Origin of the sequence: Candidatus Hydrogenedens sp. (assembly GCA_035378955.1) — a bacterium.
Lineage (GTDB): Bacteria > Hydrogenedentota > Hydrogenedentia > Hydrogenedentales > Hydrogenedentaceae > Hydrogenedens.
Window position 1 is genome coordinate 1 of record DAOSUS010000035.1, and the last position, 21,847, is coordinate 21,847.

General features: G+C 34.9%; 18 protein-coding genes. 8 read left to right on the forward strand and 10 right to left on the reverse strand.

The annotated features are described in order from the left end of the window. On the forward strand, positions 1-247 hold a 247-nt coding region (locus tag PLA12_08455; protein HOQ32531.1), incomplete at its 5' end, for a ketopantoate reductase C-terminal domain-containing protein. A 14-nt stretch (positions 248-261) separates the two neighbouring features. Here PLA12_08455 and PLA12_08460 read toward each other — a convergent pair. Next, positions 262-2,193 carry a response regulator gene (locus PLA12_08460; GenBank protein HOQ32532.1) on the reverse strand — a complete coding sequence of 644 codons (1,932 nt, stop codon included), beginning with the start codon at positions 2,191-2,193 and terminating at the stop codon, positions 262-264. A gap of 397 nt (positions 2,194-2,590) precedes the next feature. On the opposite strand from PLA12_08460, the gene PLA12_08465 reads away from it, so the two are divergent. From PLA12_08465 to PLA12_08475, 3 genes are read left to right on the forward strand one after another with little or no spacing between them, the layout of a single operon-like run. Beyond that, a complete protein-coding gene (locus PLA12_08465; protein HOQ32533.1) occupies positions 2,591-3,535 on the forward strand; it encodes a sugar kinase in 945 nt (314 codons plus the stop codon). 1 nt (position 3,536) lies between these two features. Continuing rightward, on the forward strand, positions 3,537-3,791 hold the full coding sequence (locus PLA12_08470; protein ID HOQ32534.1) for a hypothetical protein: 255 nt from the start codon (positions 3,537-3,539) through the stop codon (positions 3,789-3,791). Between the two features lie 24 nt (positions 3,792-3,815). Then, positions 3,816-6,464: an LptA/OstA family protein gene (locus tag PLA12_08475; protein ID HOQ32535.1), complete on the forward strand. Its 2,649-nt coding sequence runs from the start codon at positions 3,816-3,818 to the stop codon at positions 6,462-6,464. Positions 6,465-6,473: 9 nt separating this feature from the next. On the opposite strand, the gene PLA12_08480 is transcribed toward PLA12_08475, so the two are convergent. From PLA12_08480 to PLA12_08490, 3 genes are read right to left on the reverse strand one after another with little or no spacing between them, the layout of a single operon-like run. Then, a complete protein-coding gene (locus PLA12_08480) occupies positions 6,474-7,757 on the reverse strand; it encodes a hypothetical protein (GenBank protein HOQ32536.1) in 1,284 nt (427 codons plus the stop codon). 39 nt (positions 7,758-7,796) lie between these two features. Then, a complete protein-coding gene (locus tag PLA12_08485; GenBank protein HOQ32537.1) occupies positions 7,797-8,417 on the reverse strand; it encodes a hypothetical protein in 621 nt (206 codons plus the stop codon). Positions 8,418-8,436: 19 nt separating this feature from the next. After that, positions 8,437-9,423, reverse strand: coding sequence for a hypothetical protein (locus PLA12_08490; GenBank protein HOQ32538.1), 987 nt, complete (start codon positions 9,421-9,423; stop codon positions 8,437-8,439). A 126-nt stretch (positions 9,424-9,549) separates the two neighbouring features. Here PLA12_08490 and tilS point away from each other — a divergent pair, with 126 nt between their 5' ends. The 4 genes from tilS to PLA12_08510 all read left to right on the forward strand — a co-directional run bounded on the left by tilS (position 9,550) and on the right by PLA12_08510 (position 13,490). Beyond that, entirely contained in the window at positions 9,550-10,932 is a 1,383-nt protein-coding gene (gene tilS / locus PLA12_08495) for a tRNA lysidine(34) synthetase TilS (GenBank protein ID HOQ32539.1), read from the forward strand. Continuing rightward, positions 10,908-11,438: a hypoxanthine phosphoribosyltransferase gene (hpt, locus tag PLA12_08500; GenBank protein HOQ32540.1), complete on the forward strand. Its 531-nt coding sequence runs from the start codon at positions 10,908-10,910 to the stop codon at positions 11,436-11,438. The genes tilS and hpt overlap by 25 nt, the downstream gene beginning before the upstream one ends. A 17-nt stretch (positions 11,439-11,455) precedes the next feature. After that, positions 11,456-12,388 carry a TIM barrel protein gene (locus tag PLA12_08505; protein ID HOQ32541.1) on the forward strand — a complete coding sequence of 311 codons (933 nt, stop codon included), beginning with the start codon at positions 11,456-11,458 and terminating at the stop codon, positions 12,386-12,388. Positions 12,389-12,482: 94 nt separating this feature from the next. Beyond that, positions 12,483-13,490, forward strand: coding sequence for a phosphotransferase (locus PLA12_08510; GenBank protein HOQ32542.1), 1,008 nt, complete (start codon positions 12,483-12,485; stop codon positions 13,488-13,490). A gap of 44 nt (positions 13,491-13,534) precedes the next feature. On the opposite strand, the gene PLA12_08515 is transcribed toward PLA12_08510, so the two are convergent. From PLA12_08515 to PLA12_08540, 6 genes are all read right to left on the reverse strand, one after another. Next, on the reverse strand, positions 13,535-14,536 hold the full coding sequence (locus tag PLA12_08515) for an aldo/keto reductase (protein HOQ32543.1): 1,002 nt from the start codon (positions 14,534-14,536) through the stop codon (positions 13,535-13,537). A 39-nt stretch (positions 14,537-14,575) separates the two neighbouring features. Then, positions 14,576-16,780 (reverse strand): dynamin family protein, encoded by a 2,205-nt coding sequence (locus tag PLA12_08520; protein ID HOQ32544.1) that lies wholly within the window; start codon positions 16,778-16,780, stop codon positions 14,576-14,578. A gap of 67 nt (positions 16,781-16,847) precedes the next feature. Next, positions 16,848-19,364, reverse strand: coding sequence for a tetratricopeptide repeat protein (locus tag PLA12_08525; GenBank protein ID HOQ32545.1), 2,517 nt, complete (start codon positions 19,362-19,364; stop codon positions 16,848-16,850). 32 nt (positions 19,365-19,396) lie between these two features. Continuing rightward, positions 19,397-20,395 carry a hypothetical protein gene (locus tag PLA12_08530; protein HOQ32546.1) on the reverse strand — a complete coding sequence of 333 codons (999 nt, stop codon included), beginning with the start codon at positions 20,393-20,395 and terminating at the stop codon, positions 19,397-19,399. Positions 20,396-20,485: 90 nt separating this feature from the next. Continuing rightward, positions 20,486-21,076 carry an isochorismatase family cysteine hydrolase gene (locus tag PLA12_08535; GenBank protein ID HOQ32547.1) on the reverse strand — a complete coding sequence of 197 codons (591 nt, stop codon included), beginning with the start codon at positions 21,074-21,076 and terminating at the stop codon, positions 20,486-20,488. Between the two features lie 92 nt (positions 21,077-21,168). Then, positions 21,169-21,744 carry a carbonic anhydrase gene (locus tag PLA12_08540; protein HOQ32548.1) on the reverse strand — a complete coding sequence of 192 codons (576 nt, stop codon included), beginning with the start codon at positions 21,742-21,744 and terminating at the stop codon, positions 21,169-21,171. Positions 21,745-21,847: the final 103 nt, after the last annotated feature.

A 21,847-nucleotide genomic window follows, 5' to 3' on the forward strand; every position in this document is an offset into this window, starting at 1 on the left:
AATGATAATTCCTACACCAGAGGAATATATCCAGTTGTTGTTTTATAAATTAATTCCACCCACAGCGGAACATTATGCAAGTATGCGAGAAGATTTGAAACAAGGGAAAAAAACAGAGATAGATGCTCTCAACGGAGCCATTGTAAAAATAGGTGAAGAATTAAATATAGACTGTCCTGTTAACAGGTTATTAACAAATTTAATTAAAGCCCGGGAAAAAATGTCTGTAAAGGCCGTTCAGGAATAAATGGATTTTGTTAATTACTGCTTTGTGCGGGGATTTGTAATAGATATCCTTATCTTTTCGAGAAGTTCTTTACCACTGAAGGGTTTTGTAAGAAAATCATTTATTTTTAATTGCGGGTCAAAGGTATCAATGCTATCTTCAGAATATCCTGTGGAAATAATTACCGGGACATCCGATAAAATTTTACGAATTTGTCGAAGTGTCTCTATCCCATTCAAACCTGGCATTTTTATATCCAGAATAATAAGTTGTATTTGTTCTCTGTATACTTTGACTTTTTCAATTCCTTCGATGCCATTCATAGCGCTGATGACTTCATAGCCTTCTTTCTTGAGAACGGTAGTAAAAAATTTCTGAACATCTTCTTCATCATCAATAACAAGAATAAGAGCCTTTTCAAGAACAGGCCTTTCTTTTTGAGAACCAAAACAAGGGAAGAAAAGAGTAAAAGTGGAACCCTGTTCTGGTTTACTTTCTATTTGAATAGCCCCTCTATGAGTTCGGATTACACCGGATACAGAAGCTAAACCTAAACCTCTACCTAAGAATTTACTTGAGAAAAAAGGCTCAAAAATTCGTTCTTTATCTTCTTCTTTAATACCACAACCTGTGTCGGATACAGAAATAAAGACATAATCTCCGGGTTTGGCTTTGTCCGCAAATTGCAAATTTTGTAAATTATCAGGGGTTAATGTCTTTTTACCTGTTCGAACTGTAATTGTCCCTCCTTCTGGGGGCAATGCCTCCAGTGCATTAACCAGCAAATGAGAAATGCTCTGAAGTATTTGAGAGGAGTCTCCTTCAACAAGAGGCAGATTAGGTTGTATTTGTTGAAGCAAACGGACACCTTTATGAAGGGAAGGATAAAAAGTATCTATAGTATGATTGACCATATCGTTAAAATCGAAAATTTGTACCGATTCTCGTTCCTTGCCGGAATAGGTAAGTAGCTGCCTTGTTAGTTTGGCCGCTCTTTCTGTAGATTTACGAATTTGTTCGAGGTTGTCTTGAATGCGTTTGGGCAGGTTTTCACTGTTCATTAATGCCAGTTCTGTGTGTCCCATAATACCCATTAAAATGTTGTTAAATTCATGAGCAACCCCCGCAGCTAAAACGCCAATACTTTCCAATCTGCGGACATGTTCCATCTGGGCTAAAACTTTATCCCGTTCTTTCCGTTGTTGGAATTCTTCCGTAGTATCAATCTGAACACATAATACTTCGTCTACTTTCCCTTCACGAATCACAGGCATTAAAGTAAAATGTATCCATTTTTCTTCCCTTTTTTTATTTCGTATATTCCACAAGAAAAGCCCATTGATTCTCTTACCATTAAATAATTGATTAAGATGATTTTTTAGGGTTCCAATTTGTTGGTCGCTGTAGAAATTTTTTAAATCATCAAGGTTTTTAATATCTTTTGCTTCAATTCCGTATAAACTTTCAGAATATTTATTCCAGATAATTATGTTGTAGTTTTTATCAAAACTTTGAATAGCGATTTTATTTGCTGTGTTGAGGATAGCTTCAAAACGATTTAATGCCCACTCCAAATTTAATTTTGTTTCTTTAAGTTCCGTTATATCCTGTAAAATTACCTGTATGCAATCTTCCTGAAGTCGTTCATCACGAGTTATATATGAATAATGGAGAAACCACTTTTTGTGTCCGTTAATTGTTTCTAAAGGATATTCAAATGCCTTTAAATGCCCTTCTTCTTGAAGTTTCTTCCGAATAAAGCCCGGCGGAAGGATGTATTTTTGTAAGTCGGATATATGTTTCCCTACAACTTCTTCGGGAGATGTATAAATATTATCTATTTCAAATAATTTCAATGCATTTCGGTCTATAAAAACTATCTCACCGTTCATACGGTACCTTACAAGACCGATAGATGCAAAATCCATTGCTTCATTAAAAATTTTTAAGAATTCTTCCGAATTCATTTTTTGCCTGTGTCCTTAATATATTATATGTATACAAATCCAAACAATAAAAGGAATAAATTTATTTTTAGGAATTAGATAACTCTCCACGCCAATAAAAAGAGTATTAATTCTTGAATTTTACAGCCCACTGTTAGGAATGATAACACTTTTAAATAGTTGAAATCAAGAAAAATGAAAGATACAAGATAAATCTATGTAGGTTTCTAAATAAAAAATGTTTTTAAAAATCTGTTAGTGGTATTTCTTTATTAGCATTGATTATACAAGTATTGTGCAAAATACCTATATAGGTTTTAATTATGTTTTCTTTGCATTTTAAAAAAAGATATTGATATACTGATATTAATTTTGGGCATATTTGGGCAATGAAAAAATTGTTAAAGAGGAAATGATAATGCAGTTTGACCTTGTAACGGTTGGTGTTGTTTGTGCTGATGTAATGGTAAAACCTGTAGATACTTTTCCACCAAAGGGAACTTTATCGTTAGTGCCTCAATTGGAGATGCATTTAGGCGGCCTTGCAGGAGTTACTGCCGTTATATTTAGTAAATTAGGTGGAAAGTCTGCATTTATTGGACAATTAGGAGAAGACCGTTTCGGTGATTTTATCTTAAATGCGTTAACATCCGCCGGGGTTAATGTTCAGGGAGTGAAACGCACAAAGGAATATAATTCCTCTGCAACGGTAGTCTTGATAAACTCTAATGGCGAAAGAACTTTTTTACATCATGTTGGAACAAATGCCAGTGTAAGCGAACAAGATTTGGATTTTAATGTTATTGCTTCTGCAAAGATTTTACATTGGGGTGGAAGTTCTATAACTCCGAAATTGGATGGTGAACCCATAGGAAGGGTTTTTGAAAAGGCTCGTGCCATGGGTGTAAAGACCTCAATTGATACATGCTATGATGGAAAAGGGATATGGTTGCCCCACATTGAACCTGCTTTAAAACATACCCATATTGTATTTTCAAGTTTGGAAGAGGCTCGAAATTATACTGGGAAGCATGAACCTTCCGATATTGCAGATTTCTATTTAAGTTATGGAGTAGAAATTGCTGTAATTAAGATGGGGGAACAAGGGGTTCTGGTAAAAAGTAATAGTGAGACTATCCGTTTGCCTGCCTATTCTGTCCCTGTGGTAGATACGACAGGGGCGGGAGATGCTTCGTGTGGAGGTTTTTTGTATGGATATGTTGCCGGATATCCCCTGAAAAAATGTGCACAAATGGCAAATGCTGTAGGTGCCTTAACCGTGCAGGTGATGGGGGGAAGTAATGGTGTTCATTCCTTGGAACAAGTAACAAAATTTATAGAGGAACATGAAAAGGTATATTAGCATGAATAAAAATTTCTATAAATATTTTTTAACAATTTTTTGTGTGTTTGTATTGTTCCTTTCGTTGGTTAATGTTTACGGCGATGAACAGAAAAAATCAAATGAAGTAAGCAAACAACCAGCCCATGTAGAACCTGTCGAAAAAGAAAAGCCCACGGATACCAATAATACGGTAAAAGAAGAACAAAAGAACAAAAAAAGGGAGTCGGCAAAGAAAAAAGTCCCAGCGTTTTGGTTTTTATTACCTGAAAAGTAAAAAGAATATTTGGAGAACTATAAAGTGAATATATATGCAAAGAAAATTGGCAAAAAAATAATTGCTTTAGTAGTTTTTTCTTTATGTGTATGGGCTCATGGAGAGGACATATCAAAAAGTAAATATAAGAATTTACAGGAAGATACTACAAAACAGGGAACGATCGAAGTTAGTGATAATTCACCCACGGAAGCAAATAAACAAGGTTCAACAAGAAAGAATTTTAATAATTCAAAACAAAATCAAGAACAAAAGAAACAGAAAGAGCAAGTTAAACCTGAAGTTGTTGGAACACAAATTCGCCGATACCCACCTATGGAACAAGTTCGTGCCCCTATGACGGGTAAGCCCTCTATGAATCCTATGGTAGATTTAAAACCGCGTTCCATTCGAGATGCTTTTACTCAACCACTAACATTAGGCTCGGAGGCAGAAGGTTTTATCGCTCCCGATTGGAAACAGCCATTCAAAGATGTAAAAGCAGACCGAATGCAAAGAGAATTAGAAACAGGCAAAACCTTGATGCAAGGACATGTCCACCTGAGGTTGGGGGAATTGCTATTCGAATCAGACCGTTTTTTATATGAGGGAGATACAGAAAAGGTAGAAGCGGAAGGAAATGTAAAAATAACTCAGAAAGATTCCGTCCTTCAGGCAAATAAAGTCATTTACACAACACCGCCAAGAGAGGAAATTATAAATACCTCTTCGATACTAAAGCCTGTTTTGAGTGAAGAAGAATTAGCACAAAAACGATTAAGAGCAGGAAGGCTTTATGCCGAATATCTTTCTATAAAAGACCCCTATCGTGATTTTTCTGCAGAGCAGATAGAATATGATTTTTTGAAGCAGACGGGAGAAATGGTAAATGCCAGAGGAGTTGTGGGCCCATTTTATTTTCATGCAGGTTCTTTGCATCTCCATGGTGAAAATTCATTTACTGCGGAGGATGTCTGGTTAACAACCTGTGACCATGACCCACCTCACTATCGTGTGAAAGTTAAAAAACTTGTTGTAGAGGAAAGCAAATTTAAAGAGGCAGAATTTCTGCGATTGCAGATAGGTAAAGTTACGACACCATTATTTTTCCCCTTCTGGGGGGGTGAAGGGTTTATGGGTGGATTTGATATTGACATGGGGAGAGAATCGGGTATTGGCTCTTATTTAAATGTTGGTTATTTGCGAGATGTTTCTGATAATATTCAAATAGGCCCCCGGGTAATGATTACGGAAAAGGAGGGTGTAGGATTTGGGGGTGATGCTTATTATGATTTTATGGAAAGTCCTACTTCATTTTTTTATAGAACCAAAGGGGAAATTCATGGTTTATATACCACGGAAGAACGAGGTTACATCCATTTAAAAAATCGGTTTGAACCAAGCGATGACCTAATTCTCCTTGCTCAGGTAGAACATTGGAGCGATGAAGATTTTTATAAAGATTTTTTCTATAAGACATATCGAGACCGTACAGAACCTCGTTCATTTGTCAATGTTACCTATCGCCAGCCTGAATACATAGCAACTGCAACCACAAAAGTAGGAACGCATGGCTGGGTTCATGAGACAGAAAGATTGCCCGAGGCAACTTTCCATTGGTTAGAGCAACCTTTATTTTCAGATGTTTACATGTCGTTTGATACGATAAATGGATATAACCGTCGCGAACCGTATGATTATGAGGCGTTTCGAACAGTCAATATTCTGAGACTTACTTATGATATAAGACCCTTGGGACCTATTAAGATAACACCTTTTGCAGAAAGTCAGATAACATGGTATTCAGAACAATCGAATGGCGATGAGAGTGTTGGTGGTTTGTCAGAAAAGGTGGGTTTAACGCTTCAATCTCGATTAATTCGTGTGTATGGCAGCTTTTTAGGTTTCTCTGCTATAAAACATGTTGTGCTTCCATCGTTGACTTTGTCATATCGAACACCATCAGCCTATAACATTAGAGACCGTTATTATTTTGATCCCCTAGATACAGTAACTGGACAGACACGCATAGAAACTAAATTGGATAATGTGTTTTATGGAAAAGATGCAGAAACACAGGAAGTCTGGCAACTTGCAAGGTTAACTTTATATCAGGGAAATGATTTTTGGAATGAATATCACAAATCGGATGATTATGAAATAGAAATGGATATTAGACCTCGTAAATGGTATGGATTACAACTCGCTGCAGAAAAACATGTCTCGGAAGAAATAAAATGGTATGAGCAAATACGGGAAGCAGATAGACTATCGGTTTATGATTGGATGGATAGATGGCTTGACGAGAAAGAGGGCAGAAATTCCTATTTAGAAATATCCGATTTAGTCTCGGGCGATTATACCCGTGTTTTGGGAACAATGTATTTTGATAATACCCTCATAGGTGGAAGAGCCAATGGAAGAGTTGGGTTTATGTTGGCGGAAACAGAAAACGAAGTGGCCAATCGCGATATTTTATATGGATTGGGTTACCGATTAAACGACAAATGGTCAGTTGCTTTTGAACATATATATGATTTAGAAAATGACAACTTAAGGCGGCAAACCTATGAAATTCGGAGAAATCTACATTGCTGGGATATAGGGCTTCGCTGGACTGAACGCGAACGGGGGACAGATATAAATCTCGAATTTAGTCTTACAGCATTTCCCGGCACGAGAATTCGTTTTTAATTGGGGTAATTATAGTAGAGAACCAAAGATTAGCCGAATTGTCCATTCCCTATCAACAGACCAGGGATAAGTTCGACATTCATAGGTGGAATAAATAGAGATTAGAAAAAAAACTGTCCATAGTATCCAAAAATAAAATTTTCTTTTTCTAATTTCTATATAAGGAATGCTCATTCCAATTAATAAAGGCATACAACCAATGTGCCAACGAAACCCATAAGAAACACCACCATAATTATTCGTCGAAAAGATATAATATGTATTTAGAACAATGAAGCTGAAAAGAAAGAAAATAGAAATTAATTTTGTGTCGTTATGTAGTGATTTCCACAAATGGGGGAAGTATATACATAACCCAAAAATCAAAACAGGATAGAGAATAAACAAGCCTTTTGCTCCCAATAAAATATTAAAAGCATAAAGCCATTTGGGATGATGTAAAGCGTCTGGACCCGCAGGATGTCTCCAATAAGAAGATTCAAATAAAAAAGGTTCTTTGCTAATCTGCACCGGAAGTATATTCCCTGTAATATGGTTCATAATTACAAAATGAATGAGAAGAATAGGTAATGCTCCAAGGATAACCCATGGAAGTGCTTTCAGTTTTTTTGTTATGAGCAAAAACAATATTGCACAAGCAATAAAGATTGTCAGAGGTAAATCGATAGTATAGACAAGGGATGCACATAATCCAATAAGTAAATAATAAATTAATGAAACTTTATCTGATATAGAATAAGATTTCCATATAAAATACAATCCTATAATCATAAAGGAAGTTGCGGGAACATGGTTTGTAAAATGTGAAGCGAGGGCTGACCACTGTGTCGCATATAATAGGCTAAGTAAAACTATGATACGCACAGATTGAGTTGTTTTTATTTCGTACAGGAATTTCCACACCAATAGAATTGCTACAAAGTAAGGGATAATCACATTCAAAATAATCATAATGCGTGCAATAGGTTTGTAATCCTGATTATTATCAAGTGAGTATCCCATCCACCTGAGAAATGGATACTCAAAGGTCATTAATAAAGAAAGAATGGGAGGTTTGCTGGAAATAATGCCTTTTTTACCCTTAACTTTATCTACCGTTTTATTTTCAAAGGGATTTGGAGACGATTCAGGAGGCTGATTGATATACCATGTATGATGATAGGTTAGGGCATAAACTGTTGCAAATCTACTTGTAAGTGTGTCCCCTAAAAAAACAGTTTTTAAACCCATACAAGCCCATAAAAAGGCTACCAAAATAATAATTGCTTCTATGATGATAATATTTTTTTTCATTCTATGAGGAGAAGATACGACTATCTTTTAGACAATTAACTAAAAAATCCATGAACGAATACGATTAAACCATCCTTGTTTGTGTTCTTCGGGTTGTTCTTTTTGTATTTCTTCCTCTTTCAAAGGAACCCATGTATCACCCACCTTTTTTTCTGTTTGTTCGGGAACAAACAAAGAGCCGACTTTTATCCAGCGACCATTTCTCAATTCATAAGTTAGTGTTTCTTTCCCACTGCTACGAATAATATTTGTATCTTCTTCGGCGTCTCTTTTTGATTTGTGTAATTTTGTGTAATAAATCGTTTTTTCTAATTCAATTTTTGCTATATAAGGCTTTGATTTAGAATCGGTTTCTTGAATATTAATTTCATAAGGACCCTCAGTATTGTTATAAGAAGAATAATTTTTCCAGAAGTAGGGTCTTTTGCGATAAACATAATTTTTATCTACTGCCATTGCGGCTTTTATCTCGTTTTTCACAATTTGTTGAAGTTCTTGAATATAATCTTCTTTCGTTGGAACATGGGTTACTTCGGGAGAAGCCTGTTCCTGTAAGTTAGATTTCTTAGAATCATGTGAAACCCAGCCTTTAACCGTAGCACAGGAAAGACACATGGATAGGAGTGTAAGAATGCAAAGGAAAGAGATAGTTTTTTTCATAGTTTGTCCTTTCATTTTTTTATAAATCTGCTTTAACCTCACCCATTAACGCAACAGTTAACTTACGAGGCTTTCCTTCATTGATTACTTTTGTATCTTCAAGTCTTACGCGTGATGATAGAATTTGCCTTACTAAAAATCTATCTTGAACAAGTTCTCCTTCGGATACCGTCTGTTCTTTTAATGATAAGGAAGGATTATTCAAATGGAAAGTTGCTTTTTTATTAGCAATGTCAATCTGGGTAACCGTCATTTTATAGGTAGAGATTTCCTCTATTACTTTTCGGTATAGCTCTTGTATTTTGGGGTCATAGTCAATTTTGATTACCTCAGAGCAAATACGAGAGGCTTCTGCTGTATCCAAAGGATTATAAGGTTCTTTGGTTAATAAGGAATTGACTTGTTCAATCAATTTAGTTCTAACCTGTAATAAGATTTTTTGGTCTTCTTCTGAATGGGTAGTTTCAAATGCGTTTAGTGCCTCCTGCAATACCCTTTCAATAGGTTCTCCGTTCTCTAACATTATAAGAGCACGATTATTATATTCTAAAACATTTCCAGGTTTTTCTTGTAATAATAATTTTAATTGAGACCAAACAGAAGGTCCGAAAAAGTAAGAGAATATAACAAGTAAGGAAGCAGTTCCAAATATTATTAGCCAGCGAATAGGAGAGACCCTTTGAATTTTTTTCCCTTGTGTGTCGTATGTTGTAGTTTTATATCTCCCCCATAAATTCCAAATTGAGGAAGGCTCTTCTTTGGGCGGTGTCTCAGATAACTCTTTGCGAAATTCCTCAATGGCTTCTAATACTTCTTCGGATAATGTATTTTTTGCTGTAGGCGTTTCCCCCCCTAAATCCTCAACAGTAAAAGTTTCAATTTCTCTTTTAGGTCGTCCTACAGTTTCCCCGCAAAAGCGACAACGAATAGCCCAAACACTAATAGGCATTCGACAAACGGGACATAATCTCATTTTGTCTTTTGGAAACTGTGTTTCCTCACTCATTACTGAAACTCCATTGTTTATTTAAGTATAATAAATATATATACCGCTCCACATATTATAACGATTTCTAACTAATATTTAATTATATGTTATTTAAGTATTATAAATATTTTACGGATTTTAATGATGTTATTATCAAATGTTCGAAAGATAATTTCCGAGTATGACCTTGTATCTCCAGAAGAAAAAATACTGGTAGCTGTATCCGGGGGAGCTGATTCTGTTGCTTTATTATACTCCCTTTTTGAACTGGGCTATTCAATAGAAATTGCTCATGTAGACCATCAAACCCGACAAGGGCAGAGCAAGAAAGATGCGGAATTTGTATCGCAATTGGCAAAAAAATTAGGAGTACCGTTTCATCTAAAAACCTGTCCGGTAGAAGAAGAATCGTTAAACTTTGGTCGCTCCTTTGAAGAATATGCAAGGGAAGTTCGATATCGTTTCTTTAAGGCAACAGCTCGATTAAGAGGTTGCCCTGTTATTGCAACAGGTCATCATGCCGATGACCAGGTAGAAACAGTATTAATGCGAATTATTCGAGGAACAACACCTCTGGGTATAACAGGTATTCCTGTTGTTCGTGTTGACGAAGGTCTTCGAATTATTCGCCCATTATACTATTGCGATAAAGGTATGATTGAATCATGGCTAAAAGACCGAGGAGTTGATTGGTGTATTGATGCTTCTAATTTTCAAAATGATTATTTTCGAAACAAAGTGCGGAATGTTTTAATACCGGAACTGAAAAGTTATAATCAAAAAATCAGAGATGCCATATTGCACCTTGTAGAATTGCAACAATGTGAGAGCGATTATCTGTATAAACAAGCAGAAATGGCATTGAATAATATTGTAAGAGAGGACAAAATTTCAAGAAAACAATTTTCGGAATATCACGAAGCCATCCGTAGAAGATGTCTGGTATTACTGTTGCAGAGAAAAAAAATCGAATGCACCTATGAACGGGTAATTGCTGCGACACGATTTATTTTAACGGGGGAGACAGGACAAAAATTCGATTTAGGGCAGGGAATACTGTTATATAACGGTAAAGATTGGACAGAGTTTGTTTCTCAATTATCAGAAGGTATAAAAGAGGAAAAACCAATTCGATTGAAAATACCAGGAGAAACCTGTGCCTATGGATTTCATTTCAATGCACGAATAGTAATGCTTCCTAAAAATTATGACTGGAAATCTTACTGCAAGCCTTTTTTACAGGTTTTTGATGCAGATACCCTTTCGGATGGGGTATGGGTACGGAAAAGAGAGAATGGAGATAGGTTTATTCCTTTCGGAATGACAAATTCACGAAAACTAAGCGATTATTTTATTGATTTAGGAGTACCTGCTCCGGAACGCGACCGTGTTCCCATTTTATTTACCATACACGGTATTATCTGGGTAGTCGGGTATGTCCCCAGTGCTACTGCTATGATAGGTCCTTTAACACGAAGAATTCTTGAAATAGAGGTTACTCCATGCAACTCATCCTCCCACCATTAATCCGAAGGGAACAAATTCAAAAGAAAGTTTCAGAACTTGCAGAAAAAATTTGTAAAGATATTGATGTTGAAAATCTTTATGTTGTTGTTATTTTGAAAGGTGCTGTTTTTTTTGCAACAGATTTATTAAGAGAACTACCCCCTGTTGCCTCAATTGATTTTATACGCGTGGAAAGTTATCAGAGATGTAATAGTAGTGGAAAGGTCAAAATATTCGGTAATTATATTCCGGATGTAAAGGATAAAAAGGTATTGTTGATTGAGGATATTTTTGATACAGGTTTGACCACGCAAGAGGTAGTTAATTATTTAAGAGAACAAAGTCCGAAGGATATATATTTATGTGTACTATTGGAAAAAAGGAAATATCGCGAAGGAATAACGATTTCTTCGGATTATGTTGGATTTTACATCGAAGATAATTTCGTTGTAGGTTATGGAATGGATTATGATGGAAAATTCAGAAATTTACCTGATATACATGTTCTTGCTTTGAATGAAAGTTAAGATTAGAAGGAGTTTATATGCCCATTGTTTTAGGTATTAATACCGGATTTGCAATAAATCGGTTTGTAGAACCTGATGATTGGACTCGGATTGTTTCAGAAGAGTTAGGTTTGCAGGTAGTTCAGTTTACCGCTGATTTATTGAATCCCTGGTATGACGAAAAAATCGTATATAAACAAGCTGAAAAAATAAAAAATTGCTGTGAAAAGTATAATATTAAAATCACAACAACATTCACATCACAGTTTACAAGAGTAAACCATTTATTACATCCAGATGAGGAAATTCGAAGAGCATGGATTGAATGGTTTAAGAAGTTTTTCAAACTCTCCGTATTTTTAGGTGCGGAAGGAGGAGGAAGCCATTTTGGAATTATGACTGTTCGTGATTGTAATAATCCGGAAATTCGGAGAAAAAGAATAGAACAAGGAGTAGAAGGGTGGCGGGAATTATCAGAATATGGAGCCGAAATAGGTATGAAATATTTAATATGGGAACCCATGTCAATTCCGAGAGAAGTTGGAGAGACCATTCAAGAAACACAAAAGATACAAAAACTATGTAGTAAAGATTTTCCTATACCCATGCTTTTATGTTTTGATGTTGACCATGGAGATGTTTCCTCTTCAAATCCCAACGATACAAATCCCCATGCGTGGATAAAATATTTCGGAAAGGATATAAAAGTAATTCATTTAAAACAAAGTTTGCAGGATAAAGGGGGACATTATCCATTTACACAAGAATATAACTGTCGAGGGAAGATTATCCCAAAAGAGTTAATAAAAACGATTTGTGAATCTGGGATTATAGATTGCTACCTTATACTTGAAATTAGCCATAGGGAAAGGTATCCCTTTGAGAATAGAGTATTGTCTGATTTAAAGGAATCTGTAGAGTATTGGAGGGATAATGTAACAAGTAGTAACTTATTACAAACGAGTGTTTAATTTATCATAAATAGTGTTTTATTATATAATACAGATAATAATTTAATTTCTGTTCTTAATAAATTATTTGAATTTATAAATTTTAATAGGAGATATGACCGTTCAACTTCAAGGTTTAGAAATAATTGCAGATGTTATTCGCAAGAATTATGACTTGGGAGAAGTAGGCTTGCCTCGTCCTTTGGAGGGAGCTCACCAAAGACGACATCGAAAGATGGTAGTTGAAACCAGTAGAGGGGTTTTTCTTGCGAAAACATATACACGAGATATTGCTGTTATTGATGCTTTAAACTTTCAACATCGGCTATCCGACCATTTGTTTGCAAATGGATTGCCTGTTGCCCGAATACAAAAGGCAAAAAGTGGCAAGGGATATGTCGAAGTTGATAATTGGGTTTTGGAATTACAGGAATTTGTAAAAGGGGAACCCATGACACTTACAATGAAGACTTTGCAGATTTCTGCAAAGGCTTTAGGAAAGTTTCATAAAGTATGTTATGGACTTCCTGCTCCCCCAAGAGATGTAAATATGTGGCGGTTTAGTGAGGTTCCTAAAGATATTTTCCTTCACTTCTTTAAATTAGCCCGTGAAGAAAAAGATGAGTCCAGTTTAATGCCCTATTTTAATTATCTGGTAGAGTTTATTCAGCGTTCAGCCCAGGAATTATCCATTGAAAAGCGTTCCGAGTTTGAAGTAGGGCTTATTCATGGAGATTGGCATGGTGCCAATCTCCTATTTTCGGGCGAAAAATTGCTTGCAATAATTGACCTTGAATTTGCAGGTCAGGGCTGTTATCTGGAAGATATATCGTATGCCATTTCCAATTTGTGTATTCGCACCAGTATGAATACAGACAAATTGAGAATGAGAACATTAATGCTTTTAGAACAATATGAAAGGAAAAGAACACTTTCTTACGCAGAGTTAGTGGCACTATTTTATGCCGTTGGGATAAAACACATAACAACGGTTTCGTACCAATCAAAGAATAATCCCAATGTAGCGGGCTTATTTCCTTCACAATGGATGGAGCGATTATCTTTTCAATGTCGTTGGTTAGAGGAGCAGTCTCGTAAAGCTCGATGGGGCGAAAAATTGTAAATTGTAATAGGTTAATTAAGGAAAAATATGCAATTAGGAACTAATTATTGAATGCGTGCGTTTTTTTCATTTTCCCACATGTCGGCGTTTTTCCCCATATACCTTTTAAGTGGGTAAGTAATTTCATTAAGAAGAGAAAGCACCTCAGGGTCCAGCGGTTTTGAGAGTGCTTCTATATTGCTTTCCATTTGTGCTTTGGACCTACAACCTACGATGATGGAAGATACGCCTTTTTGCCATTTGAGCCAGGATAGACTTAGTGTAGCCATAGGAATTTCTAAATGTTGTGAAAGGGCGTGAATGGCTTGAACAGTTTCAATGGTTAATCTTTCACAACCTTCTTCACCATGTCGAGTTCCAGGACGATTTTTTGAGAAATGTCTTGTTCGCCGTCTTAAAAGGGGTATTTCTTCTACACTTGACCAACAACCTGCTAATAAGCCCTGCATTAAAGGCATGTAGACAAGAACGCCAATATTCTTTTCTCTACAAAAAGGAACTATTTCATATTCAGGGGAACGAAATAAAAGATTGTATCCAATTTGATTGGAAACGGCTATTCCTCCTTGATGAAACCATTCTTGCATATTTTGAATTCCGAAATTAGAAATTCCAATATACCGAATTTTCCCCTGTTCCTGTAGTTTTTTCATTGTAAGAGCTACCTCTCCAAAAGGAATATCTTTAGGAGGCCAATGAATTTGATATAAATCAATGTAATCTGTATTCAGTCGTTTTAAGCTTTCCTCGCATGAACGAATTAATTGTTCAGAGTGGCAATTTTGGGGACTTACCTTTGTTGCAATAATGATTTTTGAGCGTTTTCCCTTATCTATCATTCGTCCTAACTGTGCTTCTGATTCTCCAGAACCATACATTTCCGCAGTATCAAATAAATTTATACCAATATCTATAGCATAATCAATGACTTCTTTCACTTCTTTCTCATCGCTTTTCCCCCAAAAAGTAGCATCCCCTATTTGCCATGCCCCAAATGCAATAACGGAAACTCTCAGGTTTGATGAACCTAATAACACATATTCCATAAGTAGAACTTTTCTAATTTTTGTTAAGTATTTTTATAATTATACATCTTTATTTGTATTTGTCAAATTAATTTTGAATGCAGTTTCTATAATTTCATGGGCGTGATTGGCTATTTCATTAAGTCTATCTACTTTGCCCTGAAGTCGTTGTATGAGTTCCTGTTGGGCTTTTTGGAGACGGTCTTCCTCTTCGGCTAATTTTAGAATCTGGTTATTTAACTGCATATTTAAATCATCAAAATAGGTTTGAATCTCAGATGTAAACCGATTTTTTCGCATTTCAAGTTCAGTTTTTGTTTTTTCTTTCAATCCCTGTATGAGCGTTTTTTCTATATAAGTACTTATTTTTTCGATTAGTTTTTCCCTACGGATTTCATCACCTCCCATAGAACGAGCGATTAATCCTAAAATTCCTCCCAAAATTCCTCCAATACCTCCTAAAATATATGCAGATAAATGAGGGATAATAGGTAATGAAATACCTAAATAATCAGGCCAGGAAAATTGACTTAAAAAACCTTCTCCTATAATAGCTCCTGTTACTCCACCTAACAAAATGCCCCCTGTAAAAAATAGGATATATGAAAAGGCAAGACTGGCGTCTATGGCAACAATAGCACCTCTTTCAAGGTTAATTTGAGGTAAGGAAGAGTGTTGAAAATTATATCCATTTGTTATAATTTGATTTTTAATAAAGTTTTCATACTGTTCTAGGGACTGGTTTAATTCCTCAGACACAGATTTTAAGTAATTATCCAGTATCTCACCTAATTTTTCCTGCAAGGGCATATATTTGTTTTTGCGAGCCTTTGTAAGATTGTCGCCTGTGCATAACCATTGACGGATAGGTTTAAAAATTTCATTTTCGATAGATTGTCGTGAGAATAGGCGATTTATCAGGTTTATTTGCCCTTCAAATTTTTCATTATTAATAGTTCCACCATCAGAGAAGATGTTTAATTGTTCAATAAGTCCTTCCATGAATTTAGAATTGTTTTGTATTTCCTGATGAAGTCTTTGTCGTTCTTTACGAATTCTTTCTAATCGTGGGTTTTGTTGCGCAAGTTGTATTTTTACTTCAAGAGGCTTGGCATAACGATATGCAAAGTCACGGATAAATCGGCAAACCGATGTCAATACGGCTCCTTCACGATTTTCTGTATAAAGATAATCCAATAGTCTATTTTTAAACTGTTGGAAAGAGCTTCGGTTCATGAGATATTTAGCAATTTCTTCTCCCGGATTGGGTGCTTGTTCCAACTGATTTCGTATGTTATATGGAATATGAATTTTTTCGTTTTTATCAATGTCGCTTAGTGTAATACTACCCCGTAATAATTGGGAGGCGTATAAAGCATATAGAGCAGAAACAAAAAATATTTCAGGGTTCTGAACAGTTCCTTCAAGGCAACGAAGCAAATCTTTAGCGGGTCCTCTTCTTCCTTGAGGGTCTATTTCTTCTGGATTTAACTGGTCAGATTTATTAATAACAAAAAAGACTTTCCGTTGCCGCTCTTTTACTAATTTTGCGATAAAATCACGATTATGTTCATTCCCAGCACTTTGACTGTCGAGTAAACAAACGACAAGATGACAGTTGGGAATAATATCTTCGGTTACTTTTCTATGGGTTTCTGTAATACTATGGACTCCGGGAGAGTCTACGAGGGCAATATCTTCTTCAACACTTGCCTCCGGAATGATGGCGATAACCTCTTCGATTTTTTCGCGTAGAATTTTGAGTTTAGGAAATTCTTCATCAGCCGTTAATGTAACAATAGCACTAAGCGTCCTATACATATCTTCGGGATAATTCGATTTGTAATCTACAACCCAGTTATTAAAAGTTTCATCGGGATGAATTTCTGCTTCTATTCCGGAATAAGAAAGAAAGTCTCTCAATACCTGAACGACCTCCACAGGAATGGGTTGTTGTGCCCTTAATACAACCTGCATGTTTTCACCCACCATTACATAAGTAACTTTAGCAGTGCATTCTTCCAGTACCATAGGAAGATAAGTATCTCCCAAAAAAGTATTAATTAAAGTGGTTTTTCCGACATTAAATTCTCCTAAAAAAACGACACGGTATTTACCATCTTTAAGTTCTCTTTTTTTACCTTCGATACGCGCCTTTTCTAATTCTTTTTCTCCCTCAAATTCAGGGTCAGAGATAAATTGTTCCAATGCTTTGAGAGCATCAAATGCCCAGAGCCTATTTTCCTGATGAACCTTTATAGACATTTTTACTACTCCTTATGTTAATTTTCTATGGAAATTACAAAATTATATAAATTTAATGGAATCATTTTCATAAAACTTGTTTTGTAGGAATCAACCTTTTTTGTAGAGTTTTCAATTCTTCATTATCTGGAATTTTTTCCAGTGCCTGATTTAAGATAGAAATAGCCTTTTCAATTTCTCCTTGATTTTCATAAGAGGTGATGAGATTTATGTAGGTTTCTGCCAATGTATCGTTGTGTTGTAAAGCCTTTTGCCACATTTCACGGGCTTGTTCTTCCTGTCCTGAAAGAGATAACGCTAACCCAAGATTGTTCCATGCTTTTGCATTATCCGGACATAGTTCCAGAGATTTTTGGAAGGCTACAACTGCATTAACTAATTCATATTGGTTAATATAAATATTTCCAAGAAGCAAATAAACTTGACAATTTGTGGGGTCATATTTTATAGCGGTGTCAATCTGTTCTTTAGCATTAGAGAAATTATTTGATTGGATAAGTAGATTAGCATAATTAATTCTCGCAAGAACATAATCAGGTTTTATGTGGATACATTTCTTATATGCTTGTTCTGCTTTGTCTTTATTCCCTATTTGTTCATAAATCCAGCCGAGATTATTCCATGCAATATAAAGTTGTGGATTTAATTCTAAACATTTTTCATAAAAAGAAGCTGCCTCTATATATTTTCTATCAAATTCGGCAATTCGTGCCAACTGGAAATAAGGAATGGGATTGTTGGGCTGAAGCGATTTAACTATTTCGTAATGACATTTTGCTTCTACAAAATTATGTTGATTGAAAAAAAGATTGGCAATATTTGCATGGGCAAGAGTAAAAGAAGGATGGTTTACAATGGCTCGAGAATAGAAGTATTGTGCCTTTTCATAATCTCCTATCATTTCAAAAAGATATCCTAATGCATTAAGTTCTGGGGGTGAAGACATAGGCAAAGAAAAATTTTTTGTTAGAATGTAAATCCCTTCGGAAGGTCTACCTGTTCTGCCTAAGACTTGAGAATAGTTTATCCTCGCAAAAAGATTATTGGGGTCGAGTTCTAACGCTTTTTTGTAGTAAAACTTTGCTTTTATTTCATCTCCTGCTAATGATGCAGAAACACCGTTTCGAAAAAACCATACAGATTGAGATGGCTCATAACCTGTTAAATTTTTACTGCCCATAAATAGAGCAATAAAAAATAAAGTTGTAATAAAAAAGATTTTTATTTTTTGATTTTGTTGTATTGCGGTTATAAATTCATTGATAGAGAAAACTCCTAAAATCATAATAAAGGGCATTATCGGAATACGGTATCTGCTGGCAACGAAATAGGGAAGAACGGAAAAGAAGTAAATAATTACAATCAATAGGGACACTAAAATAAATATCTTTTTATAGTAATCATCTCTATTGGATTTATGAAAGAATGAAAATAATCCAATAACTATTCCGCTAATAAATAAGGCAAAATATAAAGGGAAACCCGGTAGGAATTTTAAGGTTTTGGAATAATATTTATCCCATGAAGGGACCGTATCGTTTGTAATTTCCATAGGACCCCAAAATAGAAGGAATTTTTTTAGGGTTAGTGATAACCATTCGTAAGGGTAATTCCAAATATTATTCAATGCAGATTTATAAAAATACTTGTTGGCTTCTGAAAAAGAAAGCGAGGGTTTGCCCAAACTTTTCCCTAATCCTCTAACAATTGCGGGATAATCAAAACAAGACCATTCATCACATCCAATCCATTTTTTTAATTCCGGTATTCGTGGTTCCGCTCCATTTGATTTTGGATGATTTCCAACATAGAAATTTAATCCACCGTAAGAAGATATAAATACAAAATCATGAGCGACAATATAATTCCGTATAAAGCAAGGAACTATAGGAATAGTTATCCCTAATAAGAATAAAAAGGATAGAACAAAAAAACGGGGAAAAGAAGGCTTTTCTGGGGTGAACATAAGAAATAATAATGGAAATAGAACGAGTAGAAGCAGTCCATTAGGTCGAAAAAGGGCAAATATTCCCAAAGTTAATCCTAATAGGAAGGGATAGATTTTTTTATTTGTTTTTTCTTTCCATCGGAATATTAGAAAGAACCATATAAGAAGTAGAGTTATCGCAAATACAGGATAAGTTAATTGGGATTCAAAATAAATGAATCCCCAGAAAGTTGCCATGAATAGAGCAAGCAAATTAGCAAACCGTAAATTATAGTATTTTTTTGCTAAATACCATGCTAATATAATGTTCAAAATACCAAATGTGTATTGGATAATCCTGGGTGTCCATGGGTTCCTTCCGAAAATTCGATATATAATAGAGAGTAAATAGGGATAACCCGGTGGGCGCCCGTGAGGAGTAGTCCGTATTTCAGGGTCGTTTACATAAGGGGGAAGAGTCCAGTCTCCTGTAGCAATACCTTTAGCCCAATAATCATTATATTGTGGGTCATAGAGTGGATTTGTAAACCAGGGTTCCTTACTTATTTCTTGTAAATAGCAAATACGAAGGCAAATTCCCAAACATAATATAAACAATAAAATATAGGGGATATTTCTTTTATTTATATTTTGCAAATTGGTTTCCTTCCTAAACCATAGACAGAATATTAATGGGACGAAGAAACTAAATCACTCGGTAAAAAGCCCGGTGGAGTAATATAATCTCCTGTGCCGTAAGAAAGCCCGATAACTCCTGTTGCATTTGTATCTACATTTAGGTAGTTAATATTTATTTTCCCAGTAAAGTAAAATTCTATCTGAAAGGTATTTTTTACTTCATTATTTTCATTCTGATAAGTAGGAACATTTTCATAACTAATTACTATTCTATTTTGTAATTGCACATAGGATATGGTTCCTATATTATTTATATTATTAATAGGAAACATTGAAATACGGGGAGAGTAAAAATGCCGCTCTAATTCTGTTATATTTTCTCCACACTTTGTTTTGGATGATAATTCAGAATTTTGGAACTCTATCCAACCCGAATATGAGATGTAAAGAGTATCATAACTTTGTCCATAGAAAAGCACTTTTTTCCCATCGGCAATAGATAGTTTATAGAGATTTTTAAATAAGGGAAAGTTAATGATATTTTGTTCTTCTGACTTTGTAGGAAAATCTTTTATATCATTCGTTGTGAGTTTGTAAAAATTCAAACTATTATCAGGCATAAAGGACAAAGATTTATAAGCAAGGTCAATATTTTTATCAAATATTTCCGTAAAATAGTTCGGAGCCGTAGTAATAGGCAAGGAATAGGATTCAAAAAAACTTTTTATATTAATATTCGCAGTTGCATATTCCGGATATTCTTTTTCTGTATGGGAATAAAGACGGTTGAGATATACTTGCACAGAAATTTTATCATTTTTACCGAGAATGGCTTCATTAGGAGTTACTTCCAGCCATGGTTTGGATGGATTAATTGTTATTGCAATTTTTGTATCCGTATTTCCTTTATGGGTTATTTCAAAAGTGGTGAGGTTTTCTTCAGGGTCAAAGTGGATTGTTTTTGGATTAATTGCAAGTTGTTTACAGCCTAAAATAAAAGTTAAAAGGAGTAATATGAGTAATTGTTTTGTTTTGTTTTTTGTGTTCATTTTAAATCAATTCTTTTAGTTATCTTATGGGCAAATTATAACAAAATAAAACAAAAAGATAAATTTCTTATCTATGCAATTGGAGATATTTTAACTATTTTGAAATTGAATTAATTCCGCATTTGTAAATTTTACCTTATACAAAAAATCCATTTGTCGAAGAGAAAGGGAATAATCAAATTCAGTCAGGGCAGATATAGAGTCTACAGGAACGATTACATTGTAATTGTGTAATCGTGCTGAAGAAACAGTATGTAAGACACAAATATTCGCAACTGTACCGGCAACAATAACATTTTCAATTCCATAAATTTTCAAAATATGTTCCAGAGGAGTTCCAAAAAATGCATCATACCGAAGTTTTTCTATAACAATATCATGAGTTAGTGGTTTTAATTCATCAATGATTTGCCAGCCCCAGCTGCCTTTAACGACATGTTCCCCCCAGATGGGAAATTCTACAGGGTCATCCGGGAAATGTGTATCTTGTGTGTAAATTATTTTTACACCAGATTGCCTTGCTTTATCAATTAATAATTTAATGGGTGAAATAATTTTTTGTGCATTAGGAGAAAATAATTTTCCATCGGGATGAACGAAATCGTTTTGCATATCTACGATAACAAAAGCAGAAGTTTTTCCAGAAATTTTTATTTCATTAATATTAATATCAAATTCCATAATATTCCCTCAGGATTTAATGTTGGTAGAAGGATAGATATATTTTAATCCAGAAGGAATAATGATTGGAAATAAAATCTATAAATAGAAATTTACAATGAACCGATTTCAGTGGCTTTCGGTACTTCAATTAGTTTTCCGGAACGGACATCATATATATAACCATAGATAGGAATTGTTTTCGGGACCAGGGGACATTTTCTAATCCTTTCGACATCATCAATTACACTCTGTTCAAGATTTTTAAATGTAAGCCAGTTTATATATTGTCCACAAAAAGAGCCGTTGCCTTTTATCGGGTTTTTCCATTGCTTTCCATCGAATACTGCTGTTTCGAGACTTTCTGATAGCAGTTCATGCATAATTTCATCAGTAAAGAGTTGCATTCCGCAATCTGTGTGATGGATTACAAACCATTCTTTTGTCCCGAGAAGTTTGTGCGATATAACCAATGAGCGGATGGCATCATCACTTGCTCTTCCGCCTGCATTGCGGATAACATGGGCATCTCCTTCCGATAATCCTGCAAATTTAGCAGGGTCAAGTCGTGCATCCATACATGTTAATATCGCAAATTGTCTTGCGGGAGGTATCTGTAAAGAACCTTTATCGAATTGTTGAACATAGTTTTTATTTGCAGTAAGAACTTCATTTAAAATTTGGCTCATTTCTTTTCTCCTTGTCTTTTTTTATTTCCAAACAGAAAGTAAAATATAAAATATTCCATAAATAATTCTTATGTAGGGTTTGTTTTTATATGTGATATAATTT